We start from the raw sequence: 16,400 nt of genomic DNA, 5'->3' as shown, positions 1-16,400 counted from the left end.
TCTATCCCTTCCTAATCCCCCTGCCCTGTCAATATCCGGCCAAACGCCGACGCCGCTTTCGCAATGTCCTGTTCCGTATGGTCCGACGTGATGGACACGCGGAACCGGCCCGTCCCTTTGGGCACCGTCGGCGGCCGTATGGCGGGGGCAAAAACGCCCAGTTCCAGCAGGCGATCCCCCGCGCTTGCCAGATCTTTATCGTCCACCCACGGCACAGGAATAATCTGCGACGCGCAACTCACTGAAATATAACACGCATTTTTAAAGCAGTAAACTACTTTTTCCATGTTTGTCATAATTTTACTTCTCAGTTTTTTGCCTTCGTCACTTTTTATTACATTCAAGGCCGCCATTGCGCCCACCGCCGCCGCTGGTGGAATACCGGTGGAATAAACGAACGAGCGGGAAAAATTGACAAGCCCGTCAATCAAACTTTTCGATCCGGCCACCACCCCGCCAGTCCCCCCGAATGCTTTACCAAGGGTAATTATATGGATATCAACAAGTTCTGCCGCCCCCGCTTCGTGTATGGTTCCTCGCCCATCCGGGCCGAACACTCCCACCCCGTGCGCGTCGTCCACCATGTATATGGCGCCATGCTCCTTTGCCACGCGGCCGATTTCCAGCAACCGCCCCTTGTCACCGTCCATGGAAAATACCCCTTCGGTGACAACCAGGCTTTTGCCTCGCCTCGAACCATGTTTTAGCATCAGGCTCCGGAGTGAATCTGCATCGTTATGGACAAACCGGACAAGTTTGGCGCCTGACCAGCGGATTCCGTCCAGAATGCTGGCGTGGCACAACCTGTCGGCGAACACCACATCACCTTTGCCCAGCAATGCCGTGAGCGTCCCCACGTTGGCCGAATAGCCGGAGTTGAAAGTGAGGGCCGCCGGTTTACCGAGATAAGCGGCGATCTGGCTTTCAAACTCTTCGTGGGCGGCGGTATTGCCGCATACAAGGCGCGAGGAACCGGCGCCAAAACCGTGTTTTTCAACGTGTCCGGCCACAGCTTTGACCACCTCCGGATGGCGCGACAAACCAAGGTAATCGTTTGAGCCGAACATCAAAACTTCCCGGCCGTTTATCACCGCCGTCCTGCCGGTGGAATTGACGACGGTCTTAAACGACCGCATAAGCCCGCTATCCCTGGCTTTTTGAAGCTCGTTTTCAAATAAAGAATTCATCGCACAAGTTTATGGGATATGGCGGGAGAGAGGAGAAATATTTTATTGCGGCGCCAGCATCTTGCAGGTGGGACTCCGGCCTATATAAGGACACGGCGCCCAAACACCCCGTTGATCGGGAAACGATTATACTCGCCTATTAATTCGCTCCTCCCTTGGCATACCCGGCTTAAAACCATCCTGCAGCTAAATCGTTACATTTACTAATCATAACTTTTCATATCGAAGCAGTTATCAAGTTGCCCCAAAGTAATAAAAAAATCCTTTTCGCATATGTTTTAGTCCATATCTCACAACTCGACATATCCGACAATATAAGACAGTTCAATCTGGGTACTATTTCAGGTGTTGCCGGGGGATTCTCCGCTATCTTTCCGAAGGACCAGCAAGTGGCTGTTATTCAATATATGGGGGACTACTTATAATATGGAAAGAACTTTACGCGGCCGAGTATTTGCCGCTATCTCAATTTGTTTCCTGATCGGCGCTACTCTCACGGCCTGCGGCGGCGGATATTCCAATACAGCCGGCTCCACGGCCTCATCAGCCTCCGCCCCAACGGAAGTTACGGTGGTCCGCGGGGAAGCGTCGGATGTAATAAGCTGGACCGTGGCGCCGGGCGCCGCAAGTTATAACGTTTACGCCCAGGCCGCCACAGCCCGCAACTCGGCCAAGGTGGACGGTACCCTGGTGTGCGGCCATGTTACCGCGACCTCGTGCGAGAACGCCCACAATGGAGGCGCCTATGATTACGTTGTCACCGGCGTGGACGGGGACGGCAATGAGTCGGATTCATCTTCAGCGGCGGTGGACGCCACTCCCCCGGATATAATGGGATGCACCGATTATCACGCTGAAAACTACGATCCCAGCGCCACGGTATATGGTCCCCCCGGGATTTGCCAATATTCGGGGTGCGCTGATCCGGCGGCGCTCAACTACGACTACCACAACATCGTGAACGACGGCAGCTGCGTATATCCGCCACCGACGGTAACCTCTGCGCAATACACGGTGACCCCGAGCGCTTTATTGGGGGCTGTTTCCAACCCAAACACTGCCCAGCCGGTGGCCTCCGGATCAACAATATCGTTTGTTGTGTCTGGCTTTCCAGGGCAGATAGTCGGTGGTACATGTCCCGCAGGCGATTGGACTGTGCCGATTAACCAAATGTTTGGCGAGGGTACCTACACCACAGGCCCCATCACAGCCGATTGCACTGTGATATTCACGGCAACTTGATACTGCGATGACCGTGCGTTTTGTGTTTTGATCTTGCCGTCCGGCGGGATTGTTTCCCCGCCGGGCGGCTTTGTTTTATCTCGTCAGTGTCAAACCACGTCCAATCACTTCATTGCATCCCCACATATGCTATAATTCCTTGATTTTTTAATACTATTATCACCTGGCGGGGCCGTGTCGAAAATCATCTGCAACATCACATCGTCGGAAAGCAGGGTCGCCCTGCTTGAAAACCGGCTGCTCACGGAACTTTTCATCGAGCGCAAGGCCGAACAGGGGATCGTCGGCAACATCTATAAAGGGAAGGTCACAAAAGTGCTGCCGGGAATACAGGTTGCCTTTGTTGACGTGGGTTTGCCTCGGGCCGGTTTCCTTTACGTTTCGGACATAGGCAAACCATCCGGCGGCGTATCCGGCTATATGGCCGGCGGCGAGGGGGGGGCGCCGCACGACGAAGAGGTGGAAATGGAAGGAGCCCCCAACGACCATGGGGCGCCGAAAATCGAGGACATCCTGCGCGAAGGAAGCGAACTTATGGTGCAGGTGTCCAAAAACCCCATGGGCGCCAAGGGGGCCAGGATCACCTGCTATGTCACCATCCCGGGCCGTTACCTTGTGTTCATGCCGGGGACGGGGCAGGTGGGCGTGTCCCGCAGGATAGAGGGGGACGCGGAGAAAAAACGGTTGCGCGACATCGTGCGGCGGCTGAAGAAAAACAGCTCCGGGTACATCATACGCACAGCCGCCGAGGGGCGGGACGAGGCGGACCTGGCCCACGACATCGAGTTTTTGGACAAGTTGTGGGCCTCCATCACATCAAAATACGAGACAGCCCCCACCCCCAGCCTTTTGTACCACGACCTGAACATCATCCAGCGCTCCATCCGCGACCTTTTCAACAAGGACGTGACAAGCGTGGTGATAGACGACCGGGACGAGTTCGAACGGGCGGTGGCCTTCTGCGAGTCGTACCTGCCGGAGATAAGCGGGGCGATAGAGCAGTACACCGCCGCCGAACCGATATTCGACGCGCACGGGATAGAGATAGAAATAGAGCGCGCCCTGGGCCGGCGCGTGTGGCTAAAGTCGGGCGGGTATATCGTGATAGACCAGACCGAGGCGCTCACCGCCATAGACGTGAACACCGGCAAGTTCGTCGGCAAGCACAACCAGGAAGAGACGATATTAAAGACCAACCTGGAGGCTGTGAAGGAAATCGTCTATCAGCTTAGGCTTCGCAACCTGGGGGGGCTTATCATAATAGACTTTATAGACATGGAGCGGGAAGAGAGCAAGGAAAAGGTCTATTCCGCGCTCAACCAGGCGCTGCGGGGGGACAGGTCGCGCACGAACATCCTGAAAATATCCGAGCTTGGGCTTGTGGAGATGACCCGAAAACGGGTGCGCGATTCGCTTTCGCGGACGTTGACCACAGTATGCCCCTATTGCGACGGGCGCGGGGTGGTGAAGTCCACCCTCACGGTGCTGTACGAGCTGTACCGGGAGATACGCCGCGTGGCCTCCCATGCGCCCGGCGGGGAGAAGAAGATAATATGCGAAGTGTCGCCCGGAGTCGCGGAACTTCTGTTCGAGGAAGAAAGCGCCCACTTGGACCACATGGAAGAAGAGCTTGATGTGGAGATAGTGATAAATCCCGACGCCAAGCTGCACCAGGAAAGATTTGAAGTGAAGGCGGTGTAGTTTGTTTTTTTCATGTTCAATGTTTTACAAAATGCCATGCTGTGCCTATGAAACAGGCGCAGCATGGCATTTTGTAATTTATTTTTAACGGGTCGTTGTGGATTCCGCGCAGGCTCCTATCTGATATAATTCGGCCCATCCAGATCAGTCATACGATACGGTTGTGGATTCCGCGCAGGCTCCTATCTGATATAATTGGAACAAGATGATATCACCGCGATATCACGTTGTGGATTCCGCGCAGGCTCCTATCTGATATAATTCCAGCAATTTCTGGAAAATCCGGCAAATAGTTGTGGATTCCGCGCAGGCTCCTATCTGATATAATATATGCTGTGCATTGAACTGGCAGACCTTGCGTTGTGGATTCCGCGCAGGCTCCTATCTGATATAATATGGAATACGATTGGGATCATAACGAGGCGGTTGTGGATTCCGCGCAGGCTCCTATCTGATATAATAGTTCATGTCTCCGGACAGGTTGTATCCGCGTTGTGGATTCCGCGCAGGCTCCTATCTGATATAATTAGAGGTATAAAATGGCTGATACCGATAGGCGTTGTGGATTCCGCGCAGGCTCCTATCTGATATAATGACGGCAAAAAACTTGCGGCGGTGCTGAGCGTTGTGGATTCCGCGCAGGCTCCTATCTGATATAATCTTTGATGTGCTTTCCCCTCGGCTGCCATCGTTGTGGATTCCGCGCAGGCTCCTATCTGATATAATAGGCTCTGCGGAACCGGTTGGTTTTGCAGGGCCTATTAGAGCCTTCAGTTCATAAAAACTCCAGCTGGGCCGGGGCGCGTTCCGCCGGTTTGCGCATTTTTCCATAGAAAACCTGCATCCGCTCAAACTGCTTGTCGGTGATCATTAGTGACCGCACCTCCCCTTTGTCCGGCAAAAATCCCTTCACCTTTTTTAAGTGAATCTGGGCATTTTCGTCGCTGGCGGCGTGCCGTGTATATACGGACAATTGCATCATGGTGAATCCGCAAAGTTTTAAGTCCTTGCGGAACCTGTTGGCCGCCTTGCGTTCCTCCGGCTCCACCACTGGCAGATCGAACATCAGAACAATCCACATGGAGCGGAACCCTCCAAAGCTTACCATTCCGGTATCGCAAGCGTTTCGCCATCGGCGATGGCGCGCCGCAAAGACGCGGCGTAATGTGCCATCGCCTCCATGAATGGCTCCTTGCCGCCATTGAACGCCAAATCCATGGCCAATATCTCCAGCATCACCCGTTTTGTCTCCTTTTCCACATCCACCTCAGGGTTTTCTTTCCATAGCGCGTAAGCTTTCATGTCCACTATCGGGCGGAGCGGCTCCATCGCGTCGTCGGCCAAACGAAAAGTGTTGTATCGGTTGCGGTGTTGGACGCCCAACGAAGGATGTAGCCCGGCCCCAACGAGGGAGCGCGCCACGGAGGCGCGGACGATGGCGTAACCATAGTTGAGGATGGAGTTGGGAGGGCCACCTTCCCTGTCCCGCCGGAAATCTTTTCCGAAAAGCCTGGGCCAATAATATTGGGCGGCGCGGGCCTCCATGTTTTCCGTGTCGCCGGACTTAACCTTTTTGGCCATTTCGAAAAGCGCTTTTCCTTTGCCACTACACGCCTCCAGCGCTTTGGCTTGGCCCGCGATTTTTGCCTCGATGATGGACTGCCATATCCGCTTTTTCACCGGTTGGCTGGCGGCTATCTGCGCCTCCATGGTCTCCGCCTGGGTGGTGTGGCCGCTAAAGGGGAGCATGGCCCCACCGGGCATGTGTTTACCGTCGCAAAATATAACAACAATGTTTTGAGCCGCGCATTCCGCCAGCAAGGCGTTGGTGATGGAGACATGGGGGTGGCTGATAACGAGGATCCCCAGATCCTCCAGCGGCACGGTCACTTCATCCTCGCCATCTCTTTTTACCGCAAGCTGTTTTAGCCGCAGGGAAAGATGCGCCGCCCCCGATGATATTTCGACCGTCCGTTTAATCATGTGCTGGAAAAACATCGCCAATGGGGGAGATAATTACCTTTTGCGCTCCAGTTCCTAGTAATGAGCTAGGGACAGGCATGAGCCTTGTTGAGTTATCTGTTATATCCGCAGAGGTATGTTTTCTTAACGTGATTTGCTTTGATGTTTGGTTTAGAAGTTGCACCCTATAATACTCAAACCCTCCATCCACCGGTATCTTCACCATCTCATTGATGGAAAGGGACATCACAAACTCATAATCCGCCCCGTGATCGCGCTGGATAATGGCCAGCTTCCCAATTCGGGCGCGCCGGGCGGCCTCCATGGTGGTAACAACAACCCCTTCATGTTTTCCGGTTTTCAGATTCTTGACGATCTCGATATGGTGGTTGTTGCCATATGTCACATACCTGTAAGCCTTGCCAGTTTCGTCTTTGATGGGGAAAACAGTGTCCACGCCCATGTTGACGGTGATCCTCGCCTTTTTTACCGGATTCTTGCCGATGACAAATTCGGTTTTGAGCGCGGCTTTATAATCACCTCCATGCTCCTCAATCCGTTTTTGAACCATATCCTTGATGCGCGCATCCCTGATCCGCTCCGCTTCACCGGGTGTCATGCTCTCTATCGCCTTTCGCCGGACGAAAACACCTTTTTCCGATGTCGCCCCATACGAAGTTTCTTCATGAAGCGCCCCGCGAATCTTGCGTGTGGCGCGGTGGGAGACGATGATTTCGTCAATGGCGGTCTTAACGTCATCGCGGAAGTTGGGCCAAGGGGCCGGAAAGTTTGAGTAACGCATCCGTCCATCACCGCGTGATGTAGCCCTGCTCATCACATGAACCTGCCATGGGCCGGTTAGGGCAATGACTATTGCGTCCAGAGCGTGATGGCGGTGGTCGGAGCGGTCCTTGCCGGCTTTCAGATCGTAATTGCGCCTGGGCAAAATATCATAAAGGCCCCATTCACCCCTTAGCCATGCGGTGAAAAGCCCCTTGTTCGTATCAACACGCACCCCGGTTGTTTTTAAATAGGCGCACACTTCCTTTGTGATATATCGCGTGTCAGTCAACTGGCTGTCCAGAAAGCCATCGGGGATTTCGGTCATGTAGAACCGTCGGCGTTTCGAAGGCGGAAAGTTTTGGATTCTCGTTTCAATTTCGCCCCATTTCTGTTCGTAGTGACCCCATGCTTCAAAAGGTGTTTTGTCCCCTTTTCCCAGATTTTCCGTGTGGAAACATAGCGTCTTGTTCATGTAGGAATTATCGAGTGAACGCTGCCATGGGAGAATATGCTCCACCTGAACATCGGCTGCGAATAGTTCCTGCTTGCCTATGGTTTTACCTGAATAGGGACTGGTTTGATTGCACTCAATCCAAAGGCGGTACTTTTCCCTATCCTCCCTTGTCGGCTTGGCTACACCGAATTCATTCTTAAGATCGTTATTTATAGTTTCGTTCTCCTCCTCTCGATCACGTATTTGCTTTAACCGATCATCTTTCACCTTCTTGGGTTGTTTGGCGTCCCGCGCCAGTTCCACCCGGATGATGTCAGGCTTACCAAATTTCCGGATGATGGCGTTTACTACCTTGCGGGTTTCATACAACGCTTTTTGGACAACAGGATTTCGCATTTGCGGCGGTTCGGGAAGTTGGCCAAGTCCACCACTGGCGCCGCTCACAGCGCCGTAGCCCGCCTTGATTTTGGCTTCTGGATAGGTGAGTCCGGCTTCCATATGTGGTAACAGCTTTTTGATGGCTTTTAAAGAATGGGCGGCGTAACCATCTTCCAACTCCACTTTGGCAAGAACTTCCGCCTCTTCCTTTGAAAAGCTCCAAGCCCCGGTAAGGCGTTTGATTAACGCCGCTTCGTTTTCAATTGTCGCAAGGTCGGTATATAAACATTCCCGCTTTGCTTCGTCCAGAGCACCCCATTTGCCGCCCAGGGCTCTTGCAATATTGAAAGATGTATAATCGCTAGGAATGTGCTTTTTACCGGTTTCTTCCAGGTTTAGCTTTGTCTCCTTATGCAGTCCCGCAACTTTTTTAACCTGCGCCCAAGTCAGCTTTTCCTTCCCGTCAATGGCAACTATGATGTCCTTGCGTTGCGTTTCGTTAAGAGGAGCGCCGTTGATTTTAAGGTTGGTGATGTCCTGCAAGGTTCTGATTCTCTGTGCCATTGGGTGGGACTTGGCGGCGCGGCGCGGGCCTTTGTCTATAAAGCGCCCTTCAGGCGTCTTCCATAATTTTTTCTCCAGATCGCAAAATCCCACAAGGTTTTTCTGCGACTTGAGCGGCCTCTGGAAGAAAAGCGCCCGGTGGATTTTTACTTTAAGGTCTTGCGTCAGCGCGGAATGATGGGCGGATTGCACGGCCCAAAGTTTATCAAACTCAGTTTCATACATGTCGCGGTGGGTGTATTGCTTGCGGATGGATATCCCGCCATTTTGTGAGTAGAGATATTGGCCAAGAGTGTCCCCGCCTATCTTTTTCGAAAGTTCCTTGATCGCGCCCAGAACCTTGCTTTTGTCTTTGTCCTTTTCTTTCCTGTCGGCCTTGCGGTTGCTTTTAAAACCGCGTCTTTTGTTCATGTGAAATAAAGCGCGGCCAAACTCGTGAAGGGAAAGCATCCTTTCCAGACCGTCCGTGCGAGCCTGATAAGGATTTATGGAGTTGCAAAGCTTTAACCGCTCTGCTTCGTTATCAAGGAAGTATGCTGGCAACATCCCCGCTGAAATAAGAACGTTAGCAAGGCTTAGCATCCGCATCCGGCGCCGCGCAAGGATTTTCCGCGCCCCCCGTTTCGCCCTGCGTTCCTGATTCTTTGGCGCTTCGGTCTTGTCTTCCACCGGGGCGGTGAACACTCTTGCCCCTGAGCCAAGTATTTTTCCGTTTCCGGCCACGTCGTCCTGTTTTTCGTCATCCCGTTCGATGACCGCCCACCCTATGGAATTTGTCCCTATGTCCAGCCCCAATATTTTCATGCCCGCCCCCTGCCTGTAAGAAAATCATTGCATTTGGAAAAGTGATTTATTATACTCCAACTCATCAGATAGGAGCCTGCGCGGAATTCATAACAAGAAGTTTACTTCGCAGGCTTACCCCTTCACGGGGTAAACCTTGGGCCGTCCAGCAATGGGCGGTCTTTTTTTGTTTCTCCCCCCCAAATCTAATTATTGCCCAAGCCTTTGTTGTTATATACTGGTACACGGCGCGGGGGAAAGCCTCCGCAGGTTGCGCCATTGAGGGATAACGCGTTAAGGGGAGATGCTGGTCTATGCGTAAAATAAAAGAATACATGATCCACCCGTCCCTGCCGGAGCGGCTGCGGCCGCTGGAGGGACTGGCAAAAAACCTGTGGTGGGCGTGGCACCCGGACGCGGTGAACCTTTGGGGCAGGCTGGACACCAAGCTTTGGATAGAGACCAACCATAATCCCGTGAAGCTCCTTGGGCTTATCAGCCAGTCGCGCCTGGACCAACTGGCGGAGGACGACGGGTTCACCACCCATATGGACCGGGTGCTTTACGATCTGAACAACTATATGGAGTCCTCCTTCTGGTTCCAGAAGACCCATCAGGCCCGTGTGGGCGATATCCGCGTGGCGTATTTCTCCGCGGAGTTCGGGATAACCGAATCGGTGCCGATATACTCCGGCGGCCTTGGCATCCTGGCCGGTGACCATCTTAAGGCCGCGTCGGACATAGGCCTGCCGATAATCGGGGTGGGCCTTATGTATCAGCAGGGATATTTCCACCAGTACCTCAACCCGGACGGGTGGCAGCGGGAGGAATATCCGGAGAACGACTTTTACACCATGCCCATCTTCCCCGAACGGGACGACAAGGGAAACGAGATCAGGATACAGGTGCAATACCCCGGCAGGATGGTGACCGCCCGCATATGGCGCGCCCAGGCCGGCCGCACTCCCCTGTTCCTGCTGGACACCAACCTTCCGGAAAACCGCGATGCGGACCGCTCCATCACATACCAGCTTTACGGCGGCGACATCAGGATGCGCATGGAGCAGGAGATAATGCTCGGCATGGGCGGGATGCTGGCGCTGCGGGCAATCGGCATCACCCCGGCGGTGTATCACATGAACGAGGGGCACTCCGCCTTCATGGCGCTGGAACGCATCCGCCACCTGATGGTTGACGACGGGCTTTCCTTCGACGAGGCGAAGGAGGAAGTGATAGCCTCCTCCGTGTTCACCACGCACACCCCCGTCCCCGCCGGCAACGACATGTTCAGCCGGGAGCTTGTGCTCGAATATTTCGGCGATTACATCCGCACCCTGGGGCTGGACCAGAAAATGTTCCTGGCTCTTGGCCGGCAGGACAGCAACAACGAGCAGGAGCCGTTTTGCATGACGGTGCTGGCGATAAGGCTTTCGGCGTTCACCAACGGCGTTTCGGAACTGCACAGCCAGGTGTCCAAGCGCATGTGGCAGGGAATTTACAAGGGGCTGGACACCCATGACGTGCCTGTGCGGGCCATCACAAACGGCGTTCACATACGTTCGTGGCTTTCCGACGACATGTGGGGGCTTTTCGACAGGTACCTGGGGCACCACTGGGTGCACGAGCCGGCCAACGACGCGGTGTGGAGCAGGATTGCGGACATTCCGGACGCGGAACTCTGGCGCACGCACGAGCGCAGGCGGGAGCGGCTTGTGGGATTCGCCCGTGAACGGCTGAAAAACCAGCTCATCAAGCGCGGAGCCCCGGCGGGCGAGATACGGTTCGCCGAGGAGGTCTTGCGCCCGGACGCTCTTACCATCGGTTTTGCCCGCCGGTTCGCAACGTACAAAAGGGCGAACCTGCTTTTCATGGACATAGTACGGCTCAAGAGCATCCTTTGCGTGAAGGACAGGCCTGTCCAGTTCGTGATCGCCGGGAAGGCCCATCCGCGCGACAACGAAGGAAAGAACCTGATCAAGAACATCATCCACTGGGCGCGGGACGAAGATCTGCGCAACCATATCGTGTTCATAGAGAACTACGACATAAACGTGGCCCGCTACCTTGTGCAGGGGGTGGACGTGTGGCTGAACAATCCGCGCAGGCCCATGGAGGCCTCCGGCACCTCGGGCATGAAAGCGTCCGCCAACGGCGCGCTGAACATGTCTGTGCTGGACGGCTGGTGGTGCGAAGGATACGCGGTGGACACCGGATGGGCCATCGGCGGCGGCAAGGAATACGCCGACCACACGGAGCAGGACTTCATCGAATCGCGCGAGCTTTACGACCTTCTGGAGAAGGAAATGGTCCCCCTGTACTACGACCGGGGGAAGGACGACATGCCGCGCGGATGGATAAAGATGATGAAATCGTCCATGTCCAAACTGAACACCGTGTTCAACACCAACAGGATGGTTCGCAATTACACCACCTATTTCTATCTGCCGTGCGCCACCCGGTCGCAGACCCTTAAAAAGGACGAGCGCAAACGCCTAAAGGACCTTGCCAAGTGGAAGAAAACGCTGGGGGAAAAATGGGGCGGGGTGGCCGTGGACGAGGTGCGGATGGAAGGGGGAGCGGATTTCCGCGTGGGGCAGATGCTGGAGGTGAACGCATTTATAAAGCTGGGCGGGCTGACCCCGGAAAGCCTGCGGGCCGAGCTGTATTTCGGCATGCTGGACTCCACCAGCGGGCTTTCACAGGGAAAACCCGCGCCGATGACCTTTTCAACAATGGACGGCGACAGGGCCATATTCAAGGGGGCTATACCGCTCACGGAAAGCGGCCGGCACGGCTTTTCCATAAGGGTCACGCCAAACCATCCGGACCTTTTCGACAGGGTGGAGCCCGGCTACGTGATCTGGGGCTAAAGGAGATGGACGTAATTGTCCGCTGAGGATATCACCGTAAGCCTGGCGGAGGCCCCGGCGGCTCTGGAAGGACTGGTAAACCAGTTCTGTTCCATGCCGGTGGACTTTTCCGACGTCCCTGTGCTGCCAGAGAATATGGACCCGGCACAGGCGGACCTTATTCGCCGCGCCGCCGAATCGGCCATGAACGGCGATTACCGGAGTGCGTGGGACACGCTGGCCACGGTGGATGACACCGCGTCATTCGAGCCGGACTACGCCCGGGGCAAGATCCTTTTCGCCATGCGCCTGTACCACGAGGCGGCCCGGCATTTCCAAAGGGGCGTAATAAGGTTCCCCGGCTACGGCGAAATGTGGTTCCTCTACGGAATGGCCAACTACCAGATGGGCCTTTTCTCCGAAGCTTTCATGGAATGGTACGAGGCCACCCGCGTCAACGTTAACCACCAGGACGCGCTTTATGTGATGAACCTGGCGGCGTCCATGATAAAAAACTCGCACAAGCATTTAAATCCCGAAGCGGAGTTCATGCTCCCCATCGTTTCCGGGAAAGGGATAGATGTGGGGTGCGGCTCGGCGAAGACCCATCCGGACGCCATCGGGGTGGACCTTATCCCTCCCGGCGAAAAAGGGGACGTGGCAAGCCAGAAGGGGCGAATATCGCAGGCGGACGTGACCGCTTCCGGAGATCACCTTCCAATGTTCGCGGATGGCGAGTTGGACTATGTGATCGCCCGGCACAACCTGGAGCATTACGGCGACCCGCTCGCCGCGCTCCGTGAATGGCGGCGCGTATTAAAGCCCGGCGGGCTTATAGGCATAGTGCTTCCCGATGACGACGAGTTTGACACCATGAGCGCGGACGCGACCCATAAGACAGCTTTCACAAAGAACTCGTTCGCGCAGATGGCGTCACATATAGAGGGGCTACGGATCGTCAGCGCCGGGACCTGCATGAACAAGTGGTCGTTTTATGCGATCCTGCAGAAAGTCGCGCCCGGAATGGCCGCATCTTTCGACTATGCCGCCGCGCTTGGCCGGTGGCTTGGGTTGCAAGTGGCGAAAAGGGGCCAGATGGCCCTGGACGCCGGGCTTGAAGACATAGCGGCGGCGGCGTTCAAAAAACTAAAGGAATTAAATCCCGAAGCGGCGCTGGAAATTGATCCATACGCCCTGCGTCCGTTTCCGTTTGAGGATATGGACGAGGCGAGCCACGCGGACGCATCCATGCCACATATTGCGCTTATGGACAACACCCCCCGCGCAAGATCGTGGAGACGGGCGCTATTGGACTTGGGCTGCAAGCCATTGACAGTCCCGTTGACCGGCGATGGAAAAGTGGACTGGCAGGTGGAAAAAGCGCTCCGCGAGGGGGGGGCAAAAACCGTTTTGATGGACCGGTTCAATCCGCCCGCGGCCAGAGCCCTGCGCAGGCTGGGCTTGAAGGTGGCGGTATGGGATGGCGGACCGGCCGGGGTTGACGATAGGCCAGCAAAGGAATCCGGACTCGATGATGTGCCGGTGTTCACCCAGATTAAAAGCCGGGGAACGTACCTTCCCGCCTCGGTGGACAAAATAGCGGGCCAGCCCGCCACTTCTGTAGAAATTTACGCTCTGTCTCCGCCTTCCGGGCAAAGCGCCTATGCGGAAATGATGAACAAATGGCGCGCCTCCCTTATGTCCAAAAGCGCCGGCGTGGAGGATAAAAACCGTGTGTTCGGCGCAATAAGGAGGATTGGAAAGCTGCTGGCCGCTTTGGAGGCGGGAAGCTTAGGCGCACTTGAGGATTTGCACAAAGCCGCCGCCGCCGCAGACCTTTCCGGCATGGGGATAAACACCGGGCGGATTGTTTGCGCCGTGGCGGAGGAGGGGGCGGCAAGAAATCTGCAATCCATCGCGGAAAGCCTTGGCGAGGGCGCAGTCAAATGCGCCGAGGTCACCTCTGAAGGGGGGCATTGTCCCCCCTGCTCCATCGCGCTTGTCCATGTCCCCTTAAATTACGCCGACGGAGTTTATCCGACCGCCATACTCGCCATGGCGCAAGGCGCCGTTGTCGTTTCAAATAGGACCGCCGGGATGAAGGAAGCTTTCCGCGAAGGTGAGGAAATTCTTTTTTATGATGATCCGGCCCAGGCGCGCTCACTCATTGGCGAATTGAATTCAGACGCCTCGCGCGCAAAGCGGATAGCGGGAAACGGGATGAAGGCCGTGGCAGAGCGGTTCGGGCTCAAACAGCGGCTGCGGACGATTCTGGACTCCCTGGCCGTCAAGTACGATGAACAGGGCGCATGACATGAAAATCCTCACCTTCAACTGGCACACCCCGTATCTTTCGCTGCTCGCGCGGCTGAATCACGAATTCGAGGTGGCCCCGCCAAACCTTGAAGGGGCTCCAATGGGATCGTGGGACGAAACCATGCGCCCCATTCCCTCCAACGTAAAGCTCGTGTCCGCCGCCGTGGCCAAAGAGCGCCTGGCCGCGCCAGGGTATTACGGCCTTATGCTGGCCCACAACGTCAAGGACATCGTGATGGCGCAGCCCTTCAACCTGCCGAAGATTCTTGTGTTCCACAACAGGCTCTCCACCGAGGCGCAGCTTGGCGGCAAGCTGGACATCGCCCCGGCATATCGTGAAAGCGTCCGCCAGCTTGTTTCCAACATATATTGCGTGTTCATATCGGCCAGCAAGCGTAACGACTGGGGCCTTGCCGGGGACATCATCCTGCCGGGGGTGGACACCTCTTTGTATGGCGGATATACAGGGGAAATCCGGCGCGCGCTACGCGTGGGGAACAACATGAAACTGCGCGACCTTATGACCGGCTACACGCTGGCCGAAGAGACGATGGCCGGCCTGCCAGGCGTGGTCATGGGGATGAATCCGGACATCCCCGGCGCGTCCGTGTCAAAGGGATGGGAGGAGCTGAAGGCCGCCTACCGGGCAAACAGGGCGCTGCTCAACACCACCACCCCCAGATGGGAGGATGGGTATAATTTAGTTATGCTCGAAGCGATGGCCACGGGGATGCCGGTGGTGTCGCTTGCCAATCCCACATCCCCGATAACCGACGGGGTGGACGGATTCACCGGCCATGACGCCGGACAGTTGCGGACGAAGGTGATGAAGCTTTTGGACGGTCCGGAGCTTGCGCGGGCCATGGGGGCGGAGGGGCGGCGGACCGTGGAGCGGCTTTTCCCCATCGGCGCGTTCCTGGAAAAGTGGGAGACGGCGATTGCGCGTGCGGTGGAATGCCACCCGGGAAGCCCCAAATACGTGGAAGACATCATTGTGGCTGGCCGTGACAAAGCGGTGTTCAAAAGGCCAAACCCGGAGGGGAAAAACATCATCCTCTCCTACACATCCTATCCTGTCACCGCCGCCAGTTACCTTCACAGGGCTCTCGGCGCAAAGCACAACATCCTCACCGTGGGAGCCAGGCTCACCCCGGACATAATACGCGCGTGGGACCTTCACGGACTCAAGGAAGAAGCCGGAATCCACGACATCCACACGCCGGACCTGACAGTTGACGCCGAATTCATGCTCGAACGGCTGCCGGACGATATGAATCCGGACTTTTTTCTGTGGGTGGAGACGGGGCTTGGGAAATCACCCGCCGGCCTTGGCAAGCTCCATATTCCCAAGGCGGCGTATTTTATCGACACCCACCTGCACATGGCGCGGCACATCGAGGCGGCGAAAGATTTTGACGCCGTGTTCCTCGCCCAACGGGCGTACATTCCCGAATTTAAAAAACGGGGAATCGCAAACGTGTTCTGGCTCCCCCTTGCATGCGATCCTGATATCCATGGCATGCGCGGGATGGACAAGAAATACGACGTGGGCTTCGTCGGCTCGATGGGCGACCCAAGGCGTGTGGCGCTCCTTCAAACGCTGGCCGAAAAAGTGGACGTGCGTTACGAGCGGTTTTTCATGCGGGAAATGGCGGACTTTTTCTGCTCGTGCCGCATCGTGTTCAACAACGCCATCAAGAACGACCTGAACATGCGCGTGTTCGAGGCCATGTGCTCAGGCAGCCTGCTTTTGACCGATCACGCGGACGGGCTCACCGATTTTTTCCGCAACGGGGAACATCTTGTTATCTACAATGACGGGAACATCGCCGGCAAGGCGCTGCATTACCTTTCGCATCCGCGGGAACTTCAACAGATCGCGGAGGCCGGGCGGCGGGCGGCGCTGGCGCGGCACACATACGCCCACCGGGTGGACGAGATAGTGCGCGTGATGGAAAACCTCAATAGTTGAATTGGGGCAAGTCAATCTGCATGCCCAAAGACCAACGCGGCGCCCCCCCGATACCCAGCGCGCCCTTTGCTCGCGTTGCCTCACGGGAAAAGGTAACCGAAGGGGGCGTGGATTTTCGCCTCATGGTTCATTGGCCCATAACTCATTAAAAAGCCTCCTGAGTATTTTTTCAAATTCTTTTCTCAAGTGGAAGGGATTGAGCGTGCCAT

Annotated in this window: 9 protein-coding genes and 1 CRISPR repeat array; of the genes, 5 read left to right on the top strand and 4 right to left on the bottom strand. The window is 55.8% G+C overall.

Annotated features, from left to right (window positions below; all coding sequences use genetic code 11):
* Positions 1-11: 11 nt before the first annotated feature.
* A complete protein-coding gene (locus HZB29_05720) occupies positions 12-1,136 on the bottom strand; it encodes an 8-amino-7-oxononanoate synthase (GenBank protein ID MBI5815091.1) in 1,125 nt (374 codons plus the stop codon).
* 621 nt (positions 1,137-1,757) lie between these two features.
* Between HZB29_05720 and HZB29_05715 the strand changes: the two genes are divergently transcribed.
* Both HZB29_05715 and HZB29_05710 read left to right on the top strand, forming a co-directional pair.
* Positions 1,758-2,429: a hypothetical protein gene (locus HZB29_05715; protein MBI5815090.1), complete on the top strand. Its 672-nt coding sequence runs from the start codon at positions 1,758-1,760 to the stop codon at positions 2,427-2,429.
* Positions 2,430-2,603: 174 nt separating this feature from the next.
* Positions 2,604-4,130, top strand: a complete 1,527-nt coding sequence (locus HZB29_05710) for an Rne/Rng family ribonuclease (protein ID MBI5815089.1) — start codon at positions 2,604-2,606, stop codon at positions 4,128-4,130.
* Between the two features lie 94 nt (positions 4,131-4,224).
* A CRISPR array of direct repeats spans positions 4,225-4,856; the repeat unit is 36 nt; unit sequence GTTGTGGATTCCGCGCAGGCTCCTATCTGATATAAT.
* Positions 4,857-4,905: 49 nt separating this feature from the next.
* Here HZB29_05710 and cas2 read toward each other — a convergent pair.
* The 3 genes from cas2 to cas9 are packed head-to-tail and all read right to left on the bottom strand — an operon-like array spanning position 4,906 to position 9,075.
* On the bottom strand, positions 4,906-5,211 hold the full coding sequence (gene cas2 / locus HZB29_05705) for a CRISPR-associated endonuclease Cas2 (protein MBI5815088.1): 306 nt from the start codon (positions 5,209-5,211) through the stop codon (positions 4,906-4,908).
* Positions 5,212-5,231: 20 nt separating this feature from the next.
* A complete protein-coding gene (gene cas1, locus HZB29_05700; GenBank protein MBI5815087.1) occupies positions 5,232-6,113 on the bottom strand; it encodes a type II CRISPR-associated endonuclease Cas1 in 882 nt (293 codons plus the stop codon).
* Positions 6,106-9,075: a type II CRISPR RNA-guided endonuclease Cas9 gene (cas9, locus tag HZB29_05695; GenBank protein MBI5815086.1), complete on the bottom strand. Its 2,970-nt coding sequence runs from the start codon at positions 9,073-9,075 to the stop codon at positions 6,106-6,108. The genes cas1 and cas9 overlap by 8 nt, the downstream gene beginning before the upstream one ends.
* 293 nt (positions 9,076-9,368) lie before the next feature.
* Between cas9 and glgP the strand changes: the two genes are divergently transcribed.
* The 3 genes from glgP to HZB29_05680 are packed head-to-tail and all read left to right on the top strand — an operon-like array spanning position 9,369 to position 16,191.
* Positions 9,369-11,924: an alpha-glucan family phosphorylase gene (glgP, locus tag HZB29_05690; protein MBI5815085.1), complete on the top strand. Its 2,556-nt coding sequence runs from the start codon at positions 9,369-9,371 to the stop codon at positions 11,922-11,924.
* Between the two features lie 15 nt (positions 11,925-11,939).
* On the top strand, positions 11,940-14,216 hold the full coding sequence (locus HZB29_05685; GenBank protein ID MBI5815084.1) for a glycosyltransferase: 2,277 nt from the start codon (positions 11,940-11,942) through the stop codon (positions 14,214-14,216).
* Complete coding sequence (locus tag HZB29_05680) at positions 14,200-16,191, top strand: glycosyltransferase (protein MBI5815083.1); 1,992 nt, start codon at positions 14,200-14,202, stop codon at positions 16,189-16,191. The genes HZB29_05685 and HZB29_05680 overlap by 17 nt, the downstream gene beginning before the upstream one ends.
* Positions 16,192-16,400 lie beyond the last annotated feature (209 nt).

This window comes from Nitrospinota bacterium, from assembly GCA_016235255.1.
In the GTDB taxonomy this organism is placed as follows: Bacteria; Nitrospinota_A; UBA7883; order UBA7883; family JACRLM01; genus JACRLM01.
The sequence above is the reverse complement of the archived record's forward strand: the minus strand, read 5'-3'. Positions and strand labels throughout refer to the sequence as shown.